21 protein-coding genes and 1 pseudogene are annotated in these 24,628 nt (G+C 73.0%); 11 read left to right on the top strand and 11 right to left on the bottom strand.

The annotated features are described in order from the left end of the window. Positions 1-254: 254 nt before the first annotated feature. The 4 genes from pglY (at position 255) to HCJ92_RS02730 (ending at position 10,729) form a co-directional block, all read left to right on the top strand. Positions 255-4,151, top strand: coding sequence for a BREX-2 system ATPase PglY (gene pglY / locus HCJ92_RS02745; protein WP_167931758.1), 3,897 nt, complete (start codon positions 255-257; stop codon positions 4,149-4,151). Continuing rightward, a complete protein-coding gene (pglZ, locus tag HCJ92_RS02740; RefSeq protein WP_167931757.1) occupies positions 4,151-7,096 on the top strand; it encodes a BREX-2 system phosphatase PglZ in 2,946 nt (981 codons plus the stop codon). Before pglY ends, pglZ begins: the two co-directional genes overlap by 1 nt. A gap of 70 nt (positions 7,097-7,166) precedes the next feature. Then, positions 7,167-8,528, top strand: coding sequence for a BREX system ATP-binding protein BrxD (gene brxD, locus HCJ92_RS02735; RefSeq protein WP_167931756.1), 1,362 nt, complete (start codon positions 7,167-7,169; stop codon positions 8,526-8,528). 53 nt (positions 8,529-8,581) lie between these two features. Beyond that, a complete protein-coding gene (locus HCJ92_RS02730) occupies positions 8,582-10,729 on the top strand; it encodes a DEAD/DEAH box helicase (RefSeq protein ID WP_167931755.1) in 2,148 nt (715 codons plus the stop codon). A 350-nt stretch (positions 10,730-11,079) separates the two neighbouring features. Here the strand turns inward: HCJ92_RS02730 and HCJ92_RS02725 are convergent, their stop codons facing one another. Together HCJ92_RS02725 and HCJ92_RS02720 are read right to left on the bottom strand one after the other, a co-directional pair. Further along, positions 11,080-11,523, bottom strand: a complete 444-nt coding sequence (locus HCJ92_RS02725; RefSeq protein ID WP_167931754.1) for a PIN domain-containing protein — start codon at positions 11,521-11,523, stop codon at positions 11,080-11,082. Continuing rightward, positions 11,520-11,780, bottom strand: coding sequence for a ribbon-helix-helix domain-containing protein (locus HCJ92_RS02720; RefSeq protein WP_167931753.1), 261 nt, complete (start codon positions 11,778-11,780; stop codon positions 11,520-11,522). The genes HCJ92_RS02725 and HCJ92_RS02720 overlap by 4 nt, the downstream gene beginning before the upstream one ends. Before the next feature lie 536 nt (positions 11,781-12,316). Between HCJ92_RS02720 and HCJ92_RS02715 the strand changes: the two genes are divergently transcribed. The 3 genes from HCJ92_RS02715 (at position 12,317) to HCJ92_RS02705 (ending at position 13,646) form a co-directional block, all read left to right on the top strand. Then, a complete protein-coding gene (locus tag HCJ92_RS02715) occupies positions 12,317-12,532 on the top strand; it encodes a DUF6243 family protein (protein WP_167931752.1) in 216 nt (71 codons plus the stop codon). A 437-nt stretch (positions 12,533-12,969) separates the two neighbouring features. Next, a complete protein-coding gene (locus HCJ92_RS02710; protein ID WP_167931751.1) occupies positions 12,970-13,233 on the top strand; it encodes a CopG family transcriptional regulator in 264 nt (87 codons plus the stop codon). Then, positions 13,230-13,646: a PIN domain-containing protein gene (locus tag HCJ92_RS02705; RefSeq protein WP_167931750.1), complete on the top strand. Its 417-nt coding sequence runs from the start codon at positions 13,230-13,232 to the stop codon at positions 13,644-13,646. Before HCJ92_RS02710 ends, HCJ92_RS02705 begins: the two co-directional genes overlap by 4 nt. A 118-nt stretch (positions 13,647-13,764) precedes the next feature. On the opposite strand, the gene HCJ92_RS02700 is transcribed toward HCJ92_RS02705, so the two are convergent. After that, positions 13,765-15,129, bottom strand: coding sequence for a class I SAM-dependent RNA methyltransferase (locus HCJ92_RS02700; RefSeq protein WP_167931749.1), 1,365 nt, complete (start codon positions 15,127-15,129; stop codon positions 13,765-13,767). Between the two features lie 434 nt (positions 15,130-15,563). Between HCJ92_RS02700 and HCJ92_RS02695 the strand changes: the two genes are divergently transcribed. Next, positions 15,564-16,232: an NAD-binding protein gene (locus tag HCJ92_RS02695; protein WP_167931748.1), complete on the top strand. Its 669-nt coding sequence runs from the start codon at positions 15,564-15,566 to the stop codon at positions 16,230-16,232. Next, positions 16,229-16,888, top strand: a pseudogene (locus HCJ92_RS02690) (potassium channel family protein); the annotation flags it as partial. The gene HCJ92_RS02695 and the pseudogene HCJ92_RS02690, both read left to right, overlap by 4 nt. Before the next feature lie 333 nt (positions 16,889-17,221). Here HCJ92_RS02690 and HCJ92_RS02685 read toward each other — a convergent pair. The 4 genes from HCJ92_RS02685 to dut all read right to left on the bottom strand — a co-directional run bounded on the left by HCJ92_RS02685 (position 17,222) and on the right by dut (position 19,914). After that, the gene (locus HCJ92_RS02685; RefSeq protein WP_167931746.1) at positions 17,222-18,094 is read right to left on the bottom strand and encodes a DUF3159 domain-containing protein; all 873 of its coding nucleotides are present in this window, start codon (positions 18,092-18,094) and stop codon (positions 17,222-17,224) included. Further along, entirely contained in the window at positions 18,091-18,504 is a 414-nt protein-coding gene (locus HCJ92_RS02680; RefSeq protein WP_167931745.1) for an OB-fold nucleic acid binding domain-containing protein, read from the bottom strand. The genes HCJ92_RS02685 and HCJ92_RS02680 overlap by 4 nt, the downstream gene beginning before the upstream one ends. A gap of 161 nt (positions 18,505-18,665) precedes the next feature. Then, on the bottom strand, positions 18,666-19,427 hold the full coding sequence (locus HCJ92_RS02675; protein ID WP_167931744.1) for a DUF3710 domain-containing protein: 762 nt from the start codon (positions 19,425-19,427) through the stop codon (positions 18,666-18,668). A 1-nt stretch (position 19,428) separates the two neighbouring features. Further along, positions 19,429-19,914, bottom strand: coding sequence for a dUTP diphosphatase (gene dut, locus HCJ92_RS02670; protein ID WP_167931743.1), 486 nt, complete (start codon positions 19,912-19,914; stop codon positions 19,429-19,431). Positions 19,915-20,009: 95 nt separating this feature from the next. On the opposite strand from dut, the gene HCJ92_RS02665 reads away from it, so the two are divergent. After that, positions 20,010-20,492: a DUF3093 domain-containing protein gene (locus HCJ92_RS02665; protein ID WP_167931742.1), complete on the top strand. Its 483-nt coding sequence runs from the start codon at positions 20,010-20,012 to the stop codon at positions 20,490-20,492. 69 nt (positions 20,493-20,561) lie between these two features. Here the strand turns inward: HCJ92_RS02665 and HCJ92_RS02660 are convergent, their stop codons facing one another. The 3 genes from HCJ92_RS02660 to HCJ92_RS02650 form a co-directional block, all read right to left on the bottom strand. Next, positions 20,562-20,861 (bottom strand): DUF4193 domain-containing protein, encoded by a 300-nt coding sequence (locus tag HCJ92_RS02660; RefSeq protein WP_103503706.1) that lies wholly within the window; start codon positions 20,859-20,861, stop codon positions 20,562-20,564. A 269-nt stretch (positions 20,862-21,130) separates the two neighbouring features. Beyond that, complete coding sequence (locus HCJ92_RS02655) at positions 21,131-22,378, bottom strand: ATP-binding protein (RefSeq protein ID WP_167931741.1); 1,248 nt, start codon at positions 22,376-22,378, stop codon at positions 21,131-21,133. Further along, positions 22,375-23,034 (bottom strand): response regulator transcription factor, encoded by a 660-nt coding sequence (locus HCJ92_RS02650; protein ID WP_167931740.1) that lies wholly within the window; start codon positions 23,032-23,034, stop codon positions 22,375-22,377. The genes HCJ92_RS02655 and HCJ92_RS02650 overlap by 4 nt, the downstream gene beginning before the upstream one ends. A gap of 436 nt (positions 23,035-23,470) precedes the next feature. On the opposite strand from HCJ92_RS02650, the gene HCJ92_RS02645 reads away from it, so the two are divergent. Further along, positions 23,471-23,641 (top strand): hypothetical protein, encoded by a 171-nt coding sequence (locus HCJ92_RS02645; RefSeq protein ID WP_167931739.1) that lies wholly within the window; start codon positions 23,471-23,473, stop codon positions 23,639-23,641. Between the two features lie 93 nt (positions 23,642-23,734). Here HCJ92_RS02645 and HCJ92_RS02640 read toward each other — a convergent pair whose 3' ends face one another. Next, positions 23,735-24,565, bottom strand: a complete 831-nt coding sequence (locus tag HCJ92_RS02640) for an inositol monophosphatase family protein (protein WP_167931738.1) — start codon at positions 24,563-24,565, stop codon at positions 23,735-23,737. Between the last annotated feature and the right edge of the window lie 63 nt (positions 24,566-24,628).

Genomic DNA, 24,628 nt, shown 5'->3' with positions numbered 1-24,628 from the left:
TGGCGTCCCTGTCGGCACGACGGGCACCGCCGTAACCCGGCTCGACGACCGGGGTGGCTCCTCCTCGTGTCACGCGGGGTCCGTGCGGCCGGTGAAACGCGTGGTCGCAGCTGCGTCCCCGACATCACGCACCGTGCTACGCGGATGCTGTGAATCGCACGGCGCGCTGTCGGTGGCGCCCACTACGATTGCTCGGGCAGCTCAGCTGATCGAGCTGCCCGAGGACCGGCCGGGCGAGGAGCTTCACAGACACCATGGCGTTCATGAGCAGGAACACCCCCCGCCCCGAGGACCGCCCTCTCCTGCGCGAGCTGATCCGCATCCCGGAGCGGGTCTCGACCTCCGACTTCGTGCTGAAGCTCGGCGAGGCCGTCACGCCCGAGGGCGCCGAGGCCGCGCTGCGGGACTACGTCGTCACCGACCGCCTGCGCGGCAACTTCGACGAGGCCCTCGACCTGATCAAGTCGGCGCTCGACAGCCACTCCTCCAAGGCCGCCTACCTGCACGGCTCGTTCGGTTCCGGTAAGTCGCACTTCATGGCGGTGCTCTACGCCCTGCTCTCCGGCCACCAGGCCGCCCGCTCCAAGACGGGCCTCGACCCCGTCCGCGGCAACCACTCCTGGCTGGACGCGGGAGACCGCACGTTCCTCCTCGTCCCGTACCACATGCTCGGCGCCAAGTCCCTTGAGCAGCGCATCCTCGGCAAGTACGTGGAGCACGTGCGCAAGGTGCACCCGGGCTGCGATCTGCCGCAGGTCTATCTGACCGACGGCCTCTTCGAGGACTTCGCCGCCCATCGCCGTGGCAGCGGCGACGACCGGGTGATCGCGCAGCTCGCCGAGGCGGACAGCGGTGAGGGCGACGAGTGGGGCGAGGCGTTCGCCTGGACCACCGAGCTGCTCGACCAGGCCGTCGCCGCGCAGGAGGAGCACGAGAACACCAAGGGCTTCGACCTGGACAACCCGACCACCCCGCAGGAGCTGCGGGCCCGGCTCGTCCAGGACCTGACCAAGACCCTCTTCCCGTCCTTCGCCCGCAACGCCTCGGAGAACTCCGACGGTTTCGTCTCCCTGGACAAGGGCCTCGGCATCATCGCCGCGCACGCCAAGTCCCTCGGCTACGACGGCCTCGTCCTCTTCATGGACGAGCTGATCCTGTGGCTGGCCACCCTCATCCACGACCAGAAGGCGCTCGGTCGCGAGGCGGGCAAGGTCACCAACTTCGTGGAGGGCGCCGACGAGCGCCGCGCCATCCCCGTCGTCTCGTTCATCGCGCGCCAGCGCGACCTGCGCGAGCTGGTCGGCGAGGAGATGTCCGGCGCCGCCGAGGCCGCCGTGCAGGACACGCTGAAGCTCAACGGCGGCCGGTACGACTCGATCGTCCTGGAGGACCGCAACCTGCCGACGATCGCACGGGCCCGGCTGCTGAACCCCGTGGACGACGAGGCCGAGGCGAAGGTCGCGGCGGCCTTCGACGAGGCGAAGAAGCTCGGCCCGGACGTCTGGCAGACCCTGCTCGGCCACAAGGACTCCACCACCGGCGCGGACGAGGACGCCTTCCGGCGCACCTACCCCTTCCCGCCGGCCTTCATGGACACCCTGGTGCACATCTCCGGGGCTTTGCAGCGCTCGCGCACCGGCCTCAAGCTGATGAGCCAGCTGCTGGTCGACCACCGGGACGACTGGCGGCTCGGCCAGCTCGTACCGCTCGGCGATCTGTACCCGGCGATCGTCGGCGGCGGCGACAAGGCGTTCAGCGGCGAGACCAGCGTCCACTTCGAGGCGGCGGACAAGCTGTACCGCGAGAAGCTGCGCCCGTACCTGCTGAAGACCAACCAGGTCACCGAGGACGACGTGGAGACGTACCGGCGGCGTCCGGAATCGATCGACGACCCGCAGCTGAAGGCCCGCTGCCGGGACTTCACCGGTGACAGCCGGCTGGTCCAGACGCTGCTCCTCTCCGCGCTGGCGCCGAGCGTCCCCGCCCTGTCCGACCTGACCCTGGCCCGGCTCAACGCGCTCAACCACGGATCCATCACCACCCGGATCGCCGGAACCGAGATCGGCCGCCTGGAGCAGAAGACCAAGGAATGGGCGGCGACCTTCCCCGAGATCAAGGTCGCCGGCACCGGCCCCGGCGCGGTCGTCCGCCTGGAGCTGACCGGCGTCGACCTCGACGCGGTGCTCGCCAACGCCCAGGTCCACAACAACCTGGGCAACCGCCGGACCACCATGCGCACCCTGCTGAAGGAGGCGCTCGGCGTCACCGACGGAGCCGGCGGGTTCGACCCGTACGACACCCTCGACCTGGTGTGGAAGGGCACCGAGCGGCAGGTCGAGGTGGTCTTCGGGAACGTCGCCGACGTCGACTCGCTGTCGGACGCGGCGCTGCGGCCCAGCCAGGAGGACGCCTGGCGGCTCGTCGTCGGCTTCCCGTACGACGAGGGCGAGTTCGGGCCGATGGACGACCTGCAGCGGCTGCGCACGCTGCGGGAGAAGACGGGCGGCGCCTCCCGGACCCTGGCCTGGCTGCCCACCCACCTCACCGACGCGACCCGCGGCGACTTCGAACGTCTCGTCGTCATCACCAAGGCACTCTCCGACGAGGCCCGCTTCGACTCCGAGTTCGCGCGCAGTCTCAACGCCGACGACAAGGCCCGCGCCAAGGGCATGCTGCAGTCGCAGCGGGAGGTCCTCACCGAGCGGGTCCTGGGCGCGCTGAAGCAAGCGTACGGACTCGCGCAGAAGCAGGAAGGCATCGTCGACCTCGGCTTCGCCGGCCACCTGGAGGCCCAGCAGCAGGTGGCGGGGCTCCAGCTGCCGATCGGCGCGCAGCTGGGCGACGCCGCACGTCAGCTGGCCGGGAAGCTGCTCGGCCACCAGTTCCCCGCCCACCCCGAGCTGGACCCGGAGGGCACCGGCAAGCCGCTGCGGGCCGCCGAGATCAAGACCGTCTTCGAGTACGTGCGCAAGGCCGCCGAGGACCGTGACGGGCAGGTGGAGGTCGAGGCCAAGGACCGCAAGGTCATGGCACGGATCGCGGGCGGCCTGGGGCTCGGTGCGATGCACGAGGCGTACTACCGGCAGTCCACCCTCTGGCTCGACCACTTCACCGCGCAGGCCCGCCGGGACGGCGTCGCCGAGCCGACCCTGGTCAAACTTGCCGACTGGACCGACCGGCCCGACCCCCGCGGTCTGCCCGAGCCGCTGCGTCGGCTGCTCGCCGCCGCGTACGCGGAGATGTCCGACCGCGTGTGGGTGCGCGGCGGAGTCGCGGTCGAACCCGCGCCGCTGCCGAGCGACCTGAAGCGTGACTACGCACTGCGGGAGCAGCCGCTGCCCACCGAGGCGGACTGGGCGGAGGCGCGCAAGCGGTACGAGACGGTGTTCGGCACCCCCGCGCCGCAGTTGCGGCGCGGGCGGATCGTGAACCAGTTCGCCGGGCAGATCCGCAAGGCCGCGAACGGGTTCGCGCCCGACGCGGAACGGCTCGTCACGGAGCTGGAGAAGCACCGGAGGTTCCTGCACCTGGACGACGCCTCGCCCCGCCTCGTGCTCGCCCGGCGGGCCCAGGAGCTGGTGGCCGCGGTGCGCGAGGAGAACCTGGGAGCCAAGGCCGTGGTGGACCGGCTGGCCGGCTTCGACCTCGGTGGCTTCACCGCCCACCGGTACAGCATGTCGCTGACCGGTGCCCGGGCTGTGGCCGACGCGCTGCAGAACACCAGCTGGAGTGAGCAGCTGGAACTCGCGGACACGCTCGGCCGGGACGGGGCGGCCATCATGGAGCGGGTGCGCGACGCCGCCGCCGGCGACCCCGGCGACTACCCCGACCTGCCGTCCGTGCTGAAGAAGGGCAGCCGGGAGGTGATGGCGCTGCTCCGGTCCCGGCAGAGCCCGACGCCGGCCCCGGAGCCGCAGCCCGCCGCTGCGGGGCTCGGCGCCGAGGCAGTGCCCCTGGACGGCGGCTCCGCCCATCCGCAGGTGCTGCCGACGCCGCCCGCGCCGCGTGATCCGTCTCGCCCGGTAGCCCGATCCGGTGGTGGCCGGACGACGGCCGCCAAGGCGGTCGTGGAGCTGCAGGCCGAGATCGCGGCACTCGCCGCGGCCCACCCCGACGCCACCGTCGAGGTCACCTGGAAGGTCGTCGACTGATGTCCGGCTCGATCGCCGCCTCCGCTGCCGGGCCGGGCCCGTCCGCCGCGGGTCCCGCCCGCCTCTCGGTGAGCACGGTCCGCCAGTTCGTCGCCGCGCGCAGCAAGCTCTGCGACGGCACGGTCCGCGTCATGCTGCTGCGGGCCGCCCCGCAGTGGGACGGGCCCGCCGAGCAGCCGGCGGCGCACGGGACGCGGGTGCGGGTGGTCGTCGCGCCGTCCGTCCTGGCGGTGCACGAGCAGATCCTGCGCCACCTGGAGGCGCCGGCACCGCCGGAGCCGCGCGTCCTCGTCGTCCTCACCGACCGGGAGAACACCGAGCTCGACCCCGGTCTGCTCGCCCGCGTCTACGGTCACCGCATCAGGTCCGTCGACAACTGGGAGGTGGTGCAGGAGGCGTTCGGGGCGAGCGGCCTCGACACCCGGCTGCGCGGCGAAACCTGGGCGGCCGAGGCGCTGCTGGACGCGGCCGGCACCCGGGGCTGGCGCACGATCGGCAGGGGCGTGCTCTCCCGCGACGAGGCCCTCGCCCGGCTGACCCGGCGGCGCCTCCGTCTCGACGACGACAGCGGCGACACACCGGCGGGCCGCGTCCCACCGGGAGTGTCGGACCGGGTCGACCCCGTCGCCCTGTTCCGGTGGACCCTCACCCCCGGCGGCCCGGAGCTCCTGCGCGAGCTGCGCGGCCCGGAGAAGGCCGGCCTCTCCCGCTTCCTCGCCGCCCCCGAGCAGGGCGGCGCCGCGGGCCGGGTGATCACCGCGCTGGTCGATGCCGACCATGGCCCCGACTCGGCCGCCTACGCGGTGGTCTGCGCCGCCCTGTGGGGCCACGCGGAGGCCGACCACGACCTGTACCGCGCACGCGGCCGGGCCGAACGGTGGCTCGGCGAGCAGCCGCCCGCCCAGGGCGACGAACTCGACCGCCTCCTGGCCTCCTTCGCCCGCAGCGGCGAGGCGTACGTACGCGATCTTCTCGACCGGGGTGAGCACCGCCTCGCCGACCCGGTCCTGACCCGGGCCGCACAGCTGGTCGCCCAGTTCGGGGCGCAGGCAGCCGCCACGGCCAGTCCGCTCCTGCCCGCCGGGCTCGACGCCCGGTTCACCGCCGCCGGCCACGCGCTGGCCGGCGACTCCACCGAGGTGGTCACGGACTCCGTCACCGCGCTTCGCGCGCATGCCCTCGCCCGCCGAGACGGCGAGACCCGGGCCCGGATCGAGCGGGTCCGGATGGCCGTCCGGCTGCGGCGCTGGCTGGCCGGGAACCCGTCGGAGAAGATCGACTCGGTGTCCGACGGGACGGACCGCCAGATCCGCGAACTCGGCTGGGCCGACCGCGCGCTGGAACACCTGGAGGCGGGCGGCGACCCCGACGCCGTCCTCGCCGGCGCGTACAACCGGATCGGCGACCAGGTGCGACGGACCCGCCGCGCGCTCGACCACGCCTTCAGCGAACGGCTCGCCGTGTGGACGGCGGACGCCGGCTCCCCCGGCTCCCTGCTCACCGTCGAGTCGCTCCTGACGCGCGTCGTCGCGCCGGTCGTCGCCGAGCCGGGGCGCCGGGTCCTGCTGCTGCTCCTGGACGGGATGAGCGCGGCCGTCGCGGCCGAGCTGGGGCAGGAACTGCGGCGGCAGTGGGCCGAGTTCGACCCGCTTCCCGGGGCGCACGGCGCACCGGAGCGCCGTGGCGTGGCAGCAGCGCTGCCCACCCTCACCGCCGTCTCGCGCACCTCGCTCTTCACCGGAACCCTGATGAAGGGCGACCAGAACGACGAGAAGCGGCTCTTCCCGCTCCACGCCTGCTGGCAGGGCGCCCCGGCGGCGGTCTTTCACAAGGACGACCTGCGTGGCCCCGACACCGGCTCCCCCTTCTCCACCGCCCTCGGCGAGGCCCTCGCCGACGAGCGCATGCATGTCGCCGTCGTCCTCAACACTGTCGACGACCGGCTCGCCAAGGAGCAGAAGCTCGGCGACGGAGCCTGGCGCGCCAACGAAGTCAGCGGTCTCGAACCGCTGTTGCGAGCCGCGCGGGCCAACGGCATGACCGTGCTCCTGACCTCCGACCACGGCCATGTCGTCGAACGACGGAGCAGCAAGCTCGACGCGCCTGCCGGAGCCATCGGCTCGGCCCGCCACCGCGGCCCCGGAGATCCGGTGGCCCCCTCCGAGATCGCACTGGCCGGGCCGCGCGTGGTCTGGCCGGAGCCCGGCGCGCACATCGTCGCGCTGCGCGACCACGACGCCCGGTACACCGCCCTCAAGGCGGGCTACCACGGCGGGGCGACGCTGGCCGAGTTCACCGTCCCGCTGCTCGCCCTGCTGCCCTTCGGCGCGGAACCGCCCCCGGGATGGCGGGAGCTGGGCGATCCGGCTCCGCTGTGGTGGTCCGAGGGGACGGGCATCGAGACGGAACCCGGCGCCGAGGCCGTCGCCGCCTCCGGCGCCGCTGCTCCCGCCGCCACGCCGTCGCGTCCGGGCGCCAGGCAGTCCAGGAAGGCCGCCCCGCCCCCGGCGGAGGGCGTCATCAGTCTCTTCGGCGAGGACGCGCTCGCCCCGCTCGCCCCGCTCGCCTCCCCGAACCCTGCCGACCCGGCGACGAAGCCCGAAGCACCCTCCCCCCAGGCCCAGTCCCCTGCCGTCGCGCTCGTGGAACGTCTCGTCGCCACCGAGCTGTACGCGGCGCAGCTGGAGCTGCTCGCCCGGAAGCCCCGGGAGCCGTCCTCCCTCCCCAAGGCGCTGGTCGCCCTCGTCGAAGCGGGCACCCTGCCCCTGACCGCCCTGGCCGAACGCGCGGGCCAGCCCGCCAGCCGCGCCCACGGCTTCGCCGCGACCCTGGCACAGCTCCTCAACTACGACGGTGCCCAGATCCTGGAGATCCTCCCCGACAACCGCACCCTGCGCCTGCACCGCGCGCAGCTGATCGAGCAGTTCGGACTGCGCACCCCATGAGCACGACCAACCCGATCCGCCTGCCGGCACTCCGGCCCTCCAGCCGCCTCCCCGATGGGAGACTGTCCGGGTGAACTCGTTCGGATCCTCAACTCCCCGTGCCGGTGTACCCGTCGGCGCCGTACGCCGCCGTGCCGTCGTGGACGCGTTGCGACGTGGTGCCGTCCCCGAGAGCGGCCTCGACCTGCTCGCCACCGGCCTGGGCCGCTTCGAGCAGGCGATCGACGAGGAACTCGACACCGTCGCCGCCGGCGGCTCGGTCTTCAAGGCAGTGCGCGGTGAGTACGGCTCCGGCAAGACGTTCTTCACCCGCTGGCTCTGCGAGCGGGCCAAACGGCGCAGCTTCGCCGTGGCCGAGGTACAGGTGTCGGAGACCGAGACCCCGCTGCACAAGCTGGAGACGGTCTACCGACGGCTCACCGAACGCCTGACCACCCCGAGCTTCCCGCCCAGTGCGCTGCGGCCCGTCGCCGATGCCTGGTTCTACGCCCTGGAGGAGGACGCGCTCGCCGACGGCGCGGCCGAGAGCGACCTGCCGCAGGCCGTGGAACGGCTGCTCACTGCCCGCCTGGCCGAGGTGTCCCGCCAGGCCCCCGCCTTCGCCACCGCCCTGCGCGGGTACAAGCAGTCCCTCGACGCCGGTGACGAGGCGACCGCCGCCGCGGTGATGGCCTGGCTCGGCGGCCAGCCGCACGTCGCCGCCGCCGCCCGGCGCAGCGCGGGGGTCCGCGGCGACCTCGACCACTTCGGCGCCTTCGGCTTCCTCCAGGGGTTGCTGACCATGCTCAAGGACGCGGGGCACGGCGGGCTCGTTCTCGTCCTGGACGAAGTGGAGACGCTGCAGCGGGTCCGCTCCGACGCCCGTGACAAGGCGCTCAACGCCCTGCGCCAGCTCATCGACGAGGTGCACTCCGGTCGGTTCCCCGGCCTCTACCTCGTCATCACCGGCACGCCCGCCTTCTACGACGGACAGCAGGGCGTCCAGCGCCTCCCCCCGCTCGCCCAGCGCCTGGCCACCGACTTCACCACCGACCCGCGCTTCGACAACCCGCGCGCCGTGCAGATCCGGCTCCCCGGATTCACCGAGGAGTCCCTGACCGCTCTGGGTGCCACCATCCGCGACCTGTACGCGGACGGCGTCTCCACCCCCGACTCCGCCGAGCGGATCAAGCGACTCGCCGACGACGCGTACCTGGCGGACCTGGCACGGGCCGTGGGCGGGGCGTTGGGAGGCAGAGTCGGAGTGGCACCGCGCCTCTACCTGAAGAAGCTGGTCGGGGACGTCCTCGACCGGATCGACCAGTTCGACGACTTCGATCCGCGTGCGCACTACACCCTGACCCTCGGCAGCGGCGATCTCACGGCCACCGAACGCAACCTCGCCGCGCCCCCGGCGGCCACATCGGCCGACGACCTCGATCTCGACCTCTGATCTGTCGCCTTCCCCTCCCATTCCCGGAAGGCCAAGCGCAGGGAGCCACCCACGTGCAGGACCAGCCGCCCGGCCCCGACCCGCTCGAACGCCTCGATCCGGTCGTCCTGCACCACATCGTCAACTCGCTCGGATGGCCTGATCTGCGCCCGCTGCAGAAGGCCGCCGTGGGACCACTGATGGACGGCGAGGACGCGATCCTGCTCGCGCCGACTGCGGGCGGGAAGACGGAAGCCGCCACCTTCCCTGTCCTGTCCGCCATGCGGGAGCAGCACTGGACGGGCACCTCCGTCCTCTACCTGGCCCCGCTCAAAGCCCTCCTCAACAACCTCGTCCATCGCGTCGACAGCTACGCCCAGTGGCTCGGTCGCCGCGCCGCGCTCTGGCACGGCGACACCCCGGAGTCCGTACGCCGCCGTATCCGCACCGAGTCGCCCGACGTCCTGCTCACCACACCCGAGTCGCTCGAAGCAATGCTGATCAGCGTCAAGACGGACCACGCGCACATGCTCGGCCGGGTCCGTGCCGTGATCATCGACGAGGTGCACGCCTTCGCGGGTGACGACCGGGGGTGGCACCTGCTTGCCGTGCTGGAGAGGCTGGAGTGGCTGACCGGCCACCGGATCCAGCGGATCGGGCTCTCCGCCACCGTCGGCAACCCGGACACACTGCTCACGTGGCTGCAGGGGGCACGCCCCGCCGAACGGCCGGGCCGGGTCGTCGCGCCCGGCGTGACTCTGCCGGACGCCGCCGGCGACACCCCGCTGCCGAGGCCCGCGGGGGACGTCGAACTCGACTACGTCGGCTCACTCGCCAACGCCGCCAGGGTGATCGCCGCCCTGCACCGCGGCGAGAAGCGTCTGGTCTTCTGCGACTCCCGCAAGCAGGTCGAGGAACTCGGCGCGGCGCTCCGGGCCCGCGACGTCACCGTGTTCCTCTCGCACGCCTCGCTCTCCACCGATGAACGGGCCCGCTCCGAGCAGGCGTTCGCCGAGGCGCGTGACTGCGTCATCGTGTCGACCTCCACCCTGGAGCTCGGCATCGACGTCGGCGACCTCGACCGAGTCATCCAGATCGACTCCCCCGGCAGCGTCGCCTCGTTCCTGCAACGCATCGGCCGCACCGGCCGTCGCGCCGACACCTCCCGCAACTGTCTCTTCCTCGCCACCCGCCCCGAGTCGCTGCTGCAGGCCGCCGGGCTGCTCACCCTCTGGGCCCGGGGCTGGGTCGAGCCCGTCACCCCGCCACCATCGCCCCGTCACCTCGTCGCCCAGCAGCTGCTCGCGCTCACCCTGCAGGAACACCGCATCGGTGACCGGCTCTGGCCGGACCGGTGGAACGGCCTCGCGCCCTTCGACCGGTCGGCCGCCCCGCTCCTGAAGCACCTGATCGACGAGGGCTTCCTGGACAGCGACAACGGCATGCTCTTCATCGGCCCCGAGGCCGAGAAGCACTTCGGCCGCCGCCACTTCATGGAGCTCACCGCTTCCTTCACCGCGCCGCCCGAGTTCACGGTCCTCGCCGGGCGCACCGAGATCGGCACCACCGACCCCACGGTGCTCACCGAGGAACGCCCCGGCCCGCGCCGCCTCCTGCTTGCCGGACGCAGCTGGCAGGTCACGTTCATCGACTGGGCCCGTCGCCGTGCCTTCGTCGAACCCGTCGAGGACGGTGGTGTGGCCAAATGGCAGGGCGGCGAGCCACGCGGTCTGTCGTTCACCCTCACCCGCGCCATGCGCGACGTCCTGCTCGGCACCGACCCCGACGTCCGGCTCACCCGCCGCGCCACCGCTGCCCTCGCCGAGCTGCGCACCGATCGCGCCCCCCACGAGGTCCACCCCGCCGGAACTCTCGTGATCCGCGACGCCGATGCCACACGCTGGTGGACCTGGGCCGGCTACCGCGCCAACGCGACCCTCGCCGCGTCCCTCGGCAATCTGGCCGACCCCGTCCAGCGGCCCACCGACACCCATCTCCGCCTGCGCCAGGACCTCTCCCCCGCCGACTGGAAGTCCGCCCGCACCGAACTCCCGGACGCTCTCACGCTGCCCACCGTCGACCCACGCGCCGTCCGCGGCCTGAAGTTCTCCGCTGCCCTCCCGCCGCGCGTGGCCACCGCCACCCTGGCCGAACGCCTCGCGGACTTCGACGGGGCACTGACCGCGGCGCGAGAGCCGGTACGGCTCGAATGGGGAATGTGAACTCGGGGCCCCGGTCCTAGCACTCCAGGTCTCTGCCAGGCGCCGCTGCCAGGCCCGCCGGGACTCGGCGGGTGGTGTGGGGGGGTGGTCCGTTCCGGGTGGGCGAGGTCAGCGCGGGAGCCGGCTGGTCCTCCCGGGCGGTGGCGGGCACCAGGGCGTCGCGCGCCTGGACGAGCGCAGGCCGAAGCTTAGGGCGCCACGCGACAGCGCCTGTAGGTCAGCACCCCTTGTCGGCGGCCTCCAGGATCACCGCGCAATCCAGATGAGGAGTCAACGGACCGATCCCGACCCGGACATGGTTCAGAAGAACCTCAGCAAGGACGACGCCTCGGACGCAATCTGCCTGGACGTCAGAGCGGAAGATCGTCCGGGAGCAGCCGGAACGCCTTGTGGTGACCCAGCGGGCGCACCGCGCGGAAGTCACGACGGTCGAGAGTGAGCACCGCGTCGGTGTCGAAGTCGGCGGCGAGGGCCACGTTCACAGCATCCGTCAGATCCAGGTCGAGGTCCCGGTAGCGGGCGCGCACGGTCTGGGCGACCCCCAGGTGGTCCTCCGTGATCTCGGGGACGGCGACACGACCGCGACGCATCCAGTTCCGGATGTCGTCGACGGCGCTGAGCGCGGCTTCACGACCGAGTTCGCGAGTGGCCACGTGATCGATCTCCGCAAGCAGAAGCGGCGACATCACCAGCAGACCGGCGGCCATGATCGCTACGTTCGACGCCTGGTGCTCAGGGTGGGTGGAGTCGAGCGCAGCGAGGAGCCCGGACGTGTCCGCGATGACGATGATCACGCAGCGGTGCCTGCTTCGGTCTCGCGGCATACAGCATCGGCCACCGTGTCACGCACCTCGCCCCTGTCCAGCGTGCGACCGGCCCCCTCGAAAGTGCGGGAGAAGAGCGGCTCGTCCCAGACGCGGTTCGCCATGGCCGCGAGGTGGATACCCTGCCTGATGATCTCGGCCTCACTGATGCCGCGCCGCTTGGCCGCCGCCTTGATGATGGCGAGGTCCTCCGGGTCGGCATAGACGTTGGTTCGCTTCATGGACATGTACCAACGATAACGTATGTACCAGACTGATGTATAAGTGTGAGCACATCGAATCCGACCAACCCAGACTCTCCTCGACCCCGGTCGCCGGCCGCGGCTGACGACAGGCCCCCGTACCGCACGGCGCTGCCCGAAGGCGCCGTAATGAGCTGACGGCGTCTCGCGCGCGGCCGGGGCAACTCGTCACCCGCGTAGGCCCTCGCGCGCCATGGCAGGCACCCCTGCCGCCGCGCACACCGAGCACCGCCCTCGGTCTGCCCCGCACGTATCGGACGGCGAACCCGCACGACGCCGGGACAAACCCGTGTCCCCGTCTTCGTCCCGAGCGTCACCCCGTAGCCCGCCGGCATCCCGCCCGGTCGGCCGGCGAAAGTGTGGCGCGCGGGGCCGGCAGGACCGGGTACCGTCATTGCCATGTTCTTCCAGACGCCGGTCTACGAGTGAGCGTGACGGGCCCCCGCTGACGTCCTCCGACGTCGCCGCCCGTCCCCACCGATGAATCCGCAGATCACTTCACATCACCACCGGGAGAACCCGTGACCGACAGCAAGAACATCAACAACCCCGTGGGCCAGGGCGGCGGCCAGCGCAAGCGGCGGTCCCGCGCCGAACAGCAGAACAACGGCCCGCACCGAAATCTCGACCGCCAGGGCGCCGCCGACCAGAAGGCGGAGCTGGTGCGCAAGATGCGCGAGAAGCTGAACGCACCCGAGAACGCCGGACAGGCGGACGACGGCACCGAGAAGAACTGACGCACCGCCGCCCCGGGGCGGCACCGCACGGGCAGGGCCCGGACCGCGACAGCCGGTCCGGGCCCTGCTGCACGCTCGACGCGCGGCGGGCTCCCTCGCCGCCCGCGGGACGCCGAGACGGCCCGGGACTCAGCCGACTGCCACCACGTCGTGAGGACGAGGCGCGGCCCGGCGGTTCTTCCCCAGAACCAGCGAGGAACGCCCGGGCCGAGCAGCTGAGCGAGCGCGGTGGTCCGCTGCTGGGGGCCCGGCCGGAGCAAGTTGTGCACGGCCCGGCAGGGGAGCACGGCGTGGGACTCGTCTCCCCACCGGCCTCACCCCCGCCGCAGAGAGCGACGTCGACGCCCGGCCGCACGAACGGCCACGCCGGCCCCGGCCCGGGGAATGTGGTGCCCGATTCGCCTACCAGGCAGCACACCACCGGTAGGATGGATCGCATGAGTGAAGCCACCGGCAAGTACTCCATCACCATGCCGCAGGACATCGCCGAGGCCGCACGCGCGCGCAGCGGGCCGTCGGGCCTCTCCGCCTATGTCGCCGCAGCGGTCGCGCGTCAGATTGAGCGCGACAATCTCAACGAGCTCATCGCGGTCGGCGAGGCGCAGCACGGCCCCGTCACCGAGGAGGAGATCCAGGCTCTGCGTGAGAAGCTCCACCGGGCCCGGCTGCAGCAGGATCCGGGCCGGGCGGATGCCGCGTGACCCGCACTCCGGCCGCGGTCCCGGGCGGCACCCTCGTACTGGACAGCGAAGGCCTGGCCAAGGCTGTCCAACGCGATCGTGCTGCCACCACCTGGCTCGCGCTCGCCAGGGCGGACGACCTCCGAGTCATCACCTCCGCGGCCACGTTGGTCGAGGTCGTGCACCCGCGGATCAACCGCCCCGCTCTGGAGTGGACCCTTTCCCGGCTGGTCGTGGAGCCCGTCACCGACCCACTCGCCCGGCACGCCGCCGCGCTGCTAGCCGACGCCGGACTCCACGGCCACAAGCACGCGATCGACGCCATGCTTGCTGCGACCGCGCTCGCGGCCCCCGGCCCTGCCACCGTGCTCACTTCCGACCCGGAGGACCTGGCCGCTCTCTGCGGAACACGGGTCACCGTGATCGCTGTCTGACCGGTACCTCCGGGGGCTCCTGCCCGTCCGCGTCAGGAGCGCCTGGCAGTCGTCCTCTTCCCCTCCGGACCGAGCCACGCGCCGCTCCGGGACGACGGCGCGTGGTGGGACGAGCAGGTCAGGCGTCCTTCTTGACCGGCTCCAGGATGGCCACGCACTCCAGGTGGTGGGTCATCGGGAAGAGGTCGAAGGCGCGGAGGAAGCGGGGGCGGTAGCCGGCAGTGCGGAAGTGGGCCAGGTCCCGGGAGAGCGCGGCCGGGTCGCAGGCGACGTAGGCGATGCGGCGCGGGCCGAGCGCCGCGACGCGCTCGACGGTGCGCTTCCCGGCGCCGGCGCGCGGCGGGTCGAGGACGACGAGGTCCGCCTCGCTGATGCCGGTGCGCGGCAGCACCTTGTCGACCGTGCCGTGCTCGATGCGGACCCGCGGGTAGTCGGTCAGGTTGTGGCGGGCGTCCTCGACGGCGCGCTTGCCGGACTCGATGCCCAGCACGGCGCCCTCCTCGCCGACCCGGTCGGCGAGCGCCCCGGCGAAGAGGCCGACGCCGCAGTAGAGGTCGAGGGCGCTCTCGCCCTTGCGGGGGGTCAACCCCCGCATCACCGCGTCGATGAGCAGTTCGGCGGCCTGCGGGTGGACCTGCCAGAAACCGCCCGCCCCGACGCGCCAGGTCCGGCCGTCGGCGCGCTCCCGGACGAAGCTGCGGCCGTGGACGGGCAGCACCTTCTTGTCCTTCTCGTTGACGCGCATGACCGACGCGGGGCGGTCCAGCTCGACGATGGGCAGCCGCCCGCCGGGGCGGGGGGTGAGCACGACCTGGCGGTCCTGCGAGCCGGTCGCCGCGATGGCGTCGACGGCGGCGATCTGCGGCCACTCCCGGGCCTCGATGCCGAGCTCGCTGACGCCCTCGGCGGCGATCAGGCAGCGGTCGATCGGCTCGACCTCGTGCGAGCGGTGGCGCCGCAGCCCGGCGCGGCCGTCGGCGTCGACGGCGTACTGGACGCGGGTGCGCCACGCGGGCACCTCGCCGGCGGGCAGCTTGTCACCGGGTGCCGGTTCGACGGTGCCGTCCCAGCCGGCCTCCTCGGGAGTCATCCGCGCGAGGTGGCCGAGCTGCTCGGTGAGGACGTCGCCCTTGAGCTTCCGCTGCCGTCCCGGCTTCACGTGCTGCCAGTCGCAGCCGCCGCAGCGCCCCGGCCCGGAGAACGCGCAGGGCGCCTCGATGCGGTCCTTGTCGGCCTCGATGACCTCGACGGCGTCCGCCCGCAGGAAGCGGGAGTCCTCCCGGCCGTCGGTGACCCGCACCCGGACGCGCTCGCCGGGGAGGGTGTGGCGCACGAACAGCACCTGGCCGCCGGGGGTGCGGGCCACGCAGTGACCGCCGTGCGCGACCGGCCCGACCTCCACCTCGTACTCGGTGCCGACCAGGGACGCGGCCTGCTCGGCGGGCGTCACGGTGTCGGTTCCGGTGTCACGGTCGGAAGTCATCGGGAGGGGCTCCGTTGCGTCTGCCCCGGCCGGCACGATGCGCACGGCGCGCGCTGCGGGCGCGCACAGCACGGCGTTCGCCGGGGGCGGGGGCGGTGTGTGGGTTTCGCCCGACGTCACGGGTGGCTCTCGGCACGGTCCTGACGCGGGGGACGCCCCAGTCTAGGGCCTCGGCCGGGTGCGGCGACCGGCGCGGCCCCACGACGCCCGTCACGTCCGGGCCGGAGGCGCGAAGGAGGTGGTCGGCGGTACGGGAGGTGACCGGAGACGGCCGGAGGCGGCCCACTCGACGGCCGGGCCCTCGGCCACCGGCGCCTCCACCGGCGTGGGCGCCGGGGCGCGCGGTGGACGGTAGGGAGTGGCGGGGCGGCGGGGCGGCCGGGCGAGGCTTACCGTGTGCTTGCGGGGATCGGACCATCGGCCACGGGGGTCGCGTGCACATCGTCATCATGGGATGCGGTCGGGTGGGCGCCTCGCTGGCCGCCGCCCTGGAGGACCTCGGGCACTCGGTGGCCGTCGTCGACCGCGACCCGGCCGCTTTCCGGCGGCTGGGCTCCGGCTTCGCCGGCCGGACCGTCACCGGGCCCGGATTCGACCGCGCGACGCTGCTGGCGGCGGGGGTGGCCGAGGCCGGGGCGTTCGCCGCGGTCAGCAGCGGCGACAACTCGAACATCATCGCCGCGCGGGTGGCGCGGGAGATCTTCGGTGTGGAGAACGTCGCCGCCCGGGTGTACGACATACGGCGAGCGGAGATCTACGAGCGGCTGGGCATCCCGACCGTGGCCACCGTCCGCTGGACGACGGACCAGATGTTGCGGCGGCTGGTGCCCTCCGGGGCGGAACCGCTGTGGCGCCATCCGGGCGGCTCGCTGGAGCTGGCCGAGCTGCCTGTCGCCGACTCGTGGTTCGGCCGACGGGTCAGCGAATTCCAGGAGCGCACGGGTGTGCGGGTCGCGTTCCTCACCCGTCTGGGTGAGCCGATGCTGCCGCACTCGCGGACCGTGCTCCAGGACGGGGACCTGGTGCACGTGCTGATGCACTACGACCGGGTGGCCGAGGTGGAGGCTGCCGCGCTGCGTGGCCCGAAGGAGGACGCACGATGAGGGTGATGATCGCCGGAGCGGGCGCGGTCGGCGTCTCGATCGCCTCCGAGCTCTCCGACAACGGCCACCGGGTCCTGCTGGTGGACCACTCCCCCGACGCGGTGCGGGTGGAGCGGGAACCGCGCGCCGAATGGCTGTTGGCCGACGCGTGCGAGATCGCCACCCTGGACGACGCCGGACTGGAGCGCTACGACGCGGTGATCGCCGCCACCGGCGACGACAAGGTCAATCTGGTCGTCTCGTTGCTCTCCCGTACCGAGTTCGGGGTCGACCGGGTGGTCGCCCGGGTGAACGACCCGCGGAACGAGTGGCTGTTCAACGAGGGCTGGGGCGTCGATGTCGCAGTCTCCACCCCCCGGCTGATGTCCGCGCTGGTCGAGGAGGCCGTCAGCGTCGGCGACCCGGTCCGGCTGCTGCGGTTCAGCCAGGGCGACGCCGGACTGGTCGAGGTGACCCTGCCGGCCGACGCCGCGCTGGTGGGATCCGGGGTCGGCGAGGTGGCGTGGCCGCGTGACGTGGCGCTGGTCGCCATCGTCCGCGGCTCGCGGGTGCTGGTGCCGGAGCGGGACGAGCGGCTCGCGGCCGGTGACGAGCTGCTGCTGGTCGCCACGACCAACGGGGAGCAGCTGATCGCCGGGCTCTTCGCCCCGCCCCGCCACACCACGGGGGCACGCCACTCTGCCGCGGCGAAACCGGAGGGGCCGGTGGAGGGCGGAGCCGCCGAGGGGGCGGCCGAGCCGGCGGGGGTGCCCTCCGACGCGGGCACCCCGAACACGACGGTGGCCGACCCGACGGAGATCGGATCGGCCGAGGAGGGCGGGGACGAGGGCACCGGCAGCACCCGGCGGCCCGGGGCAGGCCGGGAGCCGGGCGACCGCGACACGGCGGGCGGCACGCCCGGCCGGTAGGACAGGCCGACGGCCCGGGGCCTCGCGGGCCCCAGGCCGTCGGATGATCCGTCGCGCGGTTTCGCGCGGTTTCCCGCCCTGCTACCCGTGGTGTCCCGGGGGCCCGGGACGGTGCTCGGGCCCCTCGGCGGCGGACGGCTCGGCGGCGGGCCCCCCGACGGGGCCGGTCTCCGCCGACTGGGCCGCCGTCGCGACGCGCTGAGCCGCCTGCTCCTTGGCCGTGGCCGCCTCCGCGGCCTCCTCCGCCTCCATCTCCGCGATGACGTCGATGGGCGGCGGCGCCTTCACGAGGATGACCCAGGTGAAGTACACGGCGACCAGGAAGGGCGGGATGCCGAGCGCGACCCGGAGCCAGCCCAGCTGGGTGGCGTCACCCCAGAAGTAGATCGGGAAGGTGATGGCGGACTTGGCCAGCAGGATGCCGCCCCAGACGTAGCTGGCCTTGACGTAGGCCCGCTTGCGGCCGGGGTTCCGCGTCCGCCAGGAGAGGTTCTCCTTGAAGACCGGGCCGAGGACGAGGCCCAGCAGCGGCACACCGCTGGCGGCGGTCACCACGTAGGCGATGCCGAGGCCCAGGGTGTACACCATGCCGGGCAGGTAGAAGTTCTTCGCGTCGCCGGTCATCATCGCGAAGACCGCGCCGAACACCACCCCGAAGACACCGGTGAAGGCGTGCTTGGTGGTGCCGCGCTGCACCACGCGGGCCAGGAACATGACGCCGGTGATGGCGAGCGCCAGGATCGCGGAGAGCTGGATGTCGCGGGTGATGGTGTAGCAGAGCACGAACACCAGACCCGGGACGGTCGTCTCCACCATCCCGCGCACGCCGCCGAAGGCGTCGAAGAACGCCGCCTTCGTGGCCTGCTCGTCGGCGACAGGTGGTGCGTCCACCCGCTCGGTGTCCGGGAGGCCCTTGGCAAGGGTCTCGTTGGCCTGCTTGTCGAGTGAGGTCACCCGCACTCCTCCGTTCCGGGAGGTCGTAGCTCGTATCTGGGGTTGAAGAGCACCGGGTGCCCGTCGAGGTTCGCCATCCGGCCGGACGCGGTCAGGCAGCGGCCGGGCACCACCCCGGAGAGCCGATCACGGCCGAGCCACACCACGTCCAGCGAGGCGGACCCGTCGTCGAGCTCGGCCCGCAGTGCGGGCGCCCCACCGACGGGTTGCGTGCTGACCGCACGCAGCGTACCGCTCACCGTGACGACCGGACGGCCGGCCGCCGTGGCCCGGCATTCGGAGATCCGACGCCGGTCGGCCTCGGAGAGGCCGTCGCCCTGGGGCGGCAGGCCGTCTGAGGCGGGCTCCGGCCGGGCCGGCAACCACCACATCCAACCGGGCCGGGCAGTGTTCCGGCCGTCGCGCGTCATACGTTCAGCGTAACCGTCCGACACCGGGGGCGAACCCGGGCGAGCCCGGCTCCACCGCGCGACGACGCGGGGGCGCCGGCACCGGCCCGTCGGCACACCAGTGCCAGGGGTGAACCGCGCTCGGTGGCACGACCGGTCCCGCGTCCCGCGCTGCGGGAGGCTCAGCGGACCTCGCTGATCTCCGGCCCGCGCCGCAGCTTGTCCATACCGCCGGCGAACCGCGACGGAGCGGCGTCGTCGGAGTCGGCCTGCTGCTGGCGTACCCCGTCGGGAACCATCTTGGCGTCCTCGGGAAGCTTCAGGACGATCGGGTCGCGCGGCGCCATCGGGGTGTCGCCCCGGACGACGACGGTGTCCTTGAAGATCTGCTCCAGCAGCCCCGCGGCCTGCGGCTGCACCGCACCCTGGCCGGAGATCACGCCGCGCAGGAACCACCGCGGGCCGTCGACACCGATGAACCGCACGACCTGCATGCCGCGCTTGCCGTCGGGCAGCTGCACCGGGACCTGCGCGCGCAGCTCCCAGCCGAAGGGCCCCTCGGTCTCGTCGATGACACCACCCTGCTGGGTGATACCGCCGCCGATCTCCTCGCGCACCTCGCCCCAGATGCCCTCGCGCTTGGGGGCGGCGAACGCCTGGAGCTGGATGGCGCTGTCCTTCAGGACGAGAGTCGCCGCGACGATCGAGTCGCCCGCGACCTCGACCCGCAGCTCCATGCCCTGCACGCCGGGGACGTAGAGCCCGCCGAGGTCGACGCGGCCCTTGTTGGGCTCGCTCAGCTCGCTGATGTCCCAGGGGCCGTCCGGCCGCGGAGCGGGCTCAAGCTTGACGCGGCGCAGTTCGGCCTCGTCCGGGGCCTCCTGCGCGGTGGGGTCGATGCCCTCTTCGGGCTCCGCGTTCCGCTTCTGGCGACGTCCGAACACGTCACTGTCCTTTCAGGGCGTAGGAGTTGTGCTCACCGGCATGGCCACCGGTCGAGCCGAAGCCCCCGGTGTCACGCGCGGAACCGGGCAGCTGCGCCACCTCGTGGAACCGCACGGCCTCGACCCGCTGGACGACCAGCTGCGCGATCCGGTCGAACCGCTCGAAGCGCACGTTCTTCCGGGGGTCGAGGTTGATGACGATGACCTTGATCTCTCCACGGTACCCGGCGTCGACGGTCCCCGGGGCGTTCACGAGCGCGACCCCGCAGCGGGCGGCGAGCCCGGACCGGGGGTGGACGAACGCCGCGTAACCGTCGGGCAGCGCGATGGACACCCCCGTCGGCAGGACCGCGCGTTCGCCCGGCCCCAGCTCCGCGGCCTCGGTGGTCACCAGGTCGCACCCGGCGTCGCCGGGATGGGCCCGCGCGGGCAGGGGGACATCGGGATCGGTCCGGCGGATGAGGACATCCACGGGCGCGTGGTCCACTCTCAGGTCACCTCGATGGCTTCCGGTCAGCACTCACGGTGCAGACCATACCGCCGCGCGGTGCCCGGCGTGTCCCGCCTGCCATGCTTGGTCCCATGCAGCAGTACGACGAACGACTCCACGTCCCCCGCAGCTGGTGGCTGCTCGGTCTGCTCAGCTCGGCACTCGTGGGGGTGACGCTGCTGCCACTGGGAGTGATCCCGCTGCTCGCGGGCACCGCCGCTGCCGCCGCTGCCGCGGCTGCCGCGCTGAGTTCCTACGGATCGGCCCGCATCCGGGTCGTCGGGGACTCGTTGGTCGCGGGCTCCGCGCGGCTGCCGCTGAGCGCCCTCGGCGAGGCGCGGGCCCTGGACGCGGACGAGGCGCGGGCCTGGCGCACGCACAGGGCCGACGCCCGGGCGCACCTGCTGCTGCGGGGCTACGTCGCCACCGCGGTACGGGTGGAGGTCACCGACCCGCAGGACCCCACACCGTATCTGTACCTCTCCACGCGCCACCCGCTGCGGCTGGCGCGTGCGTTGTCGGCCGTACCCGCCGCCGGGGCGGCACGGCCGGAGGTCCGGGAGGCGGAGCGCTGACGAGCGTCCGGGCGAGACCCCGTGGGTCCCGCCCGTCGTTCCTCTGTCGTGTGGTTCCGCCGCCCGGCCTCACGCCGCGCAGTCGCGGCAGATCGGGTGCCCGTTCTTCTCGGCGGCCAGCTGCGACCGGTGGTGAACGAGGAAGCAGCTCATGCAGGTGAACTCGTCGGCCTGACGCGGGAGCACCCGCACCGACAGCTCCTCGTTGGACAGGTCGGCGCCGGGCAGTTCCAGGCCCTCGGCCTGCTCGAACTCGTCGACGTCGACGTTGGAGGCCGACTTGTCGTTCCGCCTGGCCTTCAGCTCCTCGATGCTGTCCTCGTTGACATCGTCCTCGGTCTTGCGTGGAGTGTCGTAATCCGTAGCCATGTCTGTTCTCCCCCTCTGGGTGTCTGGTGTCTCCAGCGCGGGTAACGCGCGAGAGGCCGGTCTTGTGCCCGACCTGAGGCGGAGATTTTGCCTCACTTCAAGCCCTGTTATTCAACCGACACGTAGCCGGACGCCTGAAGAGGTGATGATTCGGGCCGCCGGCCGGGCGCCGCACAGGCGGAACGGCCGGTCGGGGCCGTCCCCTGCCACCCGCCGAAGGCGGGCGTATGGGATTGGTCACATCTGCCGGTTCCTGCCGCTACATCATCTCAGACCGGCAGAAAGACCCGCATCGTGAGTCCCCCGTTCTCTCGTGGCTCCGCCGTGACGGAGCCGCCGTGCGCCCGGGCGACCGACCGGACGATGGACAGCCCGAGCCCGACTCCCTTGTCGCTGCCCGTGCGCTCGGTGCGCAACCGCCGGAACGGCTCGAACATCGTGTCCACCTCGTAGGCGGGCACCACCGGCCCGGTGTTGGTGACCACCAGCTCGGCGACGCTCCCGCGCACCTCCGTCCGCACCTCGACCCAGCCGTCGGCGGCCAGGTTGTAGCGGACGGCGTTCTGCACCAGGTTCAGCGCGATGCGTTCCAGCAGCACGCCGTTGCCCCGCACGTAGGCCGCGCGGCGCACGCCGCTGAGGGTGATCCCCGCTGCCGCGGCCTCCGCGCGTGCCTGTTCGACCGCGCGGTCGGCCACCTCGGCGAGGTCCACCGGTTTGCGGTCGACGATCTCGTTCTCGCTCCGGGCGAGCAGCAGCAGGCCCTCGACCAGTTGCTCGCTGCGCTCGTTGGTCGCGAGCAGGGTACGCCCCAGCTGCGTCAGCTCCGGCGACGCCTGCGGGTCGGAGAGCTGCACCTCCAGCAGCGTCCGGTTGATCGCGAGCGGGGTGCGCAGCTCGTGGGAGGCGTTGGCGACGAACCGCTGCTGGGCGGTGAAGGCCCGGTCGATGCGGTCCAGCATCTCGTCGAAGGTGTCCGCCAGCTCCTTCAGCTCGTCGTCGGGGCCGTCCAGCTCGATCCTGCGGTGCAGGTCGGAGCCGGCGACACGGCGGGCGGTGCGGGTGATCCGCCCCAGCGGGGAGAGGACCCGGCCCGCCATGACGTAGCCCAGCGCGAAGGCCGCGACCGCCAAGCCGAGGAGCGCGAGCAGCGACCGGCTGAGCAGCACGTCCAGGGCGGCGGCTCTCTGCACGTCGGCGCACTGCGCGTACCAGGCGCGGAAGGTCTCGGCGTCGACCTGGCCGCTGATGCTGCGGCAGGCGTCGGAGGTGATCTCCACCTCGGCCTGGCTGGTGAACCGGAACGGGACGGCGCTGCCGTCGTGCAGCGCGTTGGCGGCGAGCAGGTAGATGATCGCGAGCAGGACGATGCCCGCCATCAGGAACATGCCGCCGTAGAGCAGCGTGAGCCGGATCCGGATCGTCGGCCGCAGCCAGGGCGTCCGCCCGGTCGGCTGCGGGTCCCAGTGGGGCTTGGGGGGCGCCGCCGGGCGCGGGGGCGGCGGGGCGGCGCTCACTGCCCGATCCGGTAGCCGGAGCCGGGCACGGTGGTGATGACGGGCGGCTCGCCGAGCTTGCGGCGCAGCGTCATGACGGTGACGCGGACCACGTTGGTGAAGGGGTCGGTGTTCTCGTCCCAGGCCTTCTCCAGCAGCTGCTCGGCGGAGACGACCGACCCCTCGGCGCGCATCAGGACCTCCAGGACGGCGAACTCCTTCGGCGCGAGCTGCACCCGGCGCTCCTCGCGGAAGACCTCGCGCCGGTTGGGGTCGAGCCGGATACCTGCGCGCTCCAGCACCGGCGGCAGCGCGGTGGTGGCACGTCGGCCGAGCGCGCGCACCCGGGCCACCAGCTCGGCGAAGGCGAAGGGTTTGGGCAGGTAGTCGTCGGCGCCGATCTCCAGTCCCTCCACCCGGTCGCTGACGTCACCGGAGGCGGTGAGCATCAGCACGCGGGTGGGCAGCCCCAGCTCGACGATGTGGCGACAGACGTCGTCGCCGTGGAGGAGGGGGAGGTCCCGGTCGAGCACCACCACGTCGTACTCGTTGACGTCCACACGCTCCCTGGCCGCGGCGCCGTCGTAGACGACGTCCACCGCCATGGCCTCGCGGCGCAGCCCGGTGGCGACCGCGTCCGCCAGCAGTTCCTCGTCCTCGACGACGAGTACGCGCACCTTGCTCCTCCTCGGTTCCGGCAGCCGCGGCGCGGCTGCCCGGCGTCATCCTCTCCTGCCACCGGGTAAACCGGCGGTTAGCGACGGGCGCGCGGGGCCCGGGTGCGCCCCCGGCCCGCGGGTGGCGCTCAGTGCCGCGCGGGCGGCTCCCGGGGCCGCCCTGCGCCGTGCCGGGGCCGGTCGGCGGGGTCCGTGGGGCCGGTCGTACGTCGCGGGACGGTGGCCGCGCAGTGGCGGTCCGGTGACCGTCGGAGACAGTGGGATTTCCGTGGCGTCGCGAGGTTTCCCGCTTTCACGGCGGGGGGAAGACCCCTGGACACCCCACGAACGGCCGTTCCGGGCGGTAAGCCGTGTCGCTGCCGACCCGCCGGACGCATCCGTGGCCGCACACCCACCGGCACTCAGTGCCGCCGACCCGAGAGTAGGGGGCACCCCCATGGACGCGTTCACCACCGGCATCCTCCAGCGCATACGGCACGCCGAATCGAGCCTGCACGAAGCACGGGAGACGGGCGACGTGTACACCGTGGACGTCGAACAGGCGGAGCTCGACGACCTGCGCCGGATCGCGGCCGACCACGGTGTCGAGGTCGGCACCCCCGCCTGACACGCCCCGCGGCCCGACCCGCGTTCCCCGATCCACGCCCGATGTGCCCCGGACCTTCCCGGTCCGGGGCACATCGGCGTCCGGGTGCGCCGCTCAGTCGTGCCAGGCGCCGAGTTCCTCCAGCAGCGGCTGGAGGAGCGGGAAGACTCCGGGGGAGGCCGCGACGGTGAGGTCGCCGTTCGGCCGGGAGCCGGGGCGGCCACCGGTGAGTGCGCCGGCCTCGCGGGCGACGAGGTCGCCCGCGGCAAGGTCCCAGGGGGCGAGCCCGCGCTCGTAGAAGGCGTCGAGCCGCCCACCGCCCACATCGCAGAGGTCGATGGCGGCGGAGCCCGAGCGTCGGATGTCGCGGACTGCGGGGATCAGCCGCTGCGCGACCGCCGCCTGGTGGGTCTTGACGGCGGTCACGTAGTTGAAGCCGGTGCCGACGAGCGCGTGCTCCAGGGGCGGCGAGGGGCGGGGGGCCATCCGCTCGGCGGCGCCGCCCTCACGGATCCGCCAGGCGCCGCCGCCGAGCGTCGCGTGGTAGCTCTCGCGGCGCAGCGGCGCGTCCACGACGGCCGCCACGGTCTCGCCGTCCTGTTCCACCGCGATGGAGACGGCCCAGTTCGGCAGTCCGTAGAGGTAGTTGACCGTCCCGTCGAGGGGGTCGATGACCCACCGGACACCGCTGGTGCCCTCCGTGGTGCCGCCCTCCTCGCCGAGGATCGCGTCGTCGGGGCGATGCTCCGCGACGTACTCGCAGATGAGCTTCTCGGCGGCGAGGTCCATCTCCGTGACGACGTCGATGGGGCTGGACTTGGTGGCGGCGACGCCGAGGTCGGCGGGGCGGCCGTCGCGCAGCAGCGCTCCGGCGCGCGCCGCCGCCTCGCGGGCGAGCGCCAGCAGGTGGGCGTGGGCGGGGACGTGCTCATCGACGTGGGACACGTTGCTTCTCCGGGGTTCTCGTGCGGTGGCGGCCGGTCCGCCGCCGGGCGCGGCGGCGCGGGC

It is taken from the genome of Streptomyces spiramenti (assembly GCF_012034385.1).
Classification (GTDB): Bacteria; Actinomycetota; Actinomycetes; order Streptomycetales; family Streptomycetaceae; genus Streptomyces; species Streptomyces spiramenti.
Note: the sequence above shows the minus strand (reverse complement) of the source record. Positions and strands in the feature narration are given on the sequence as shown.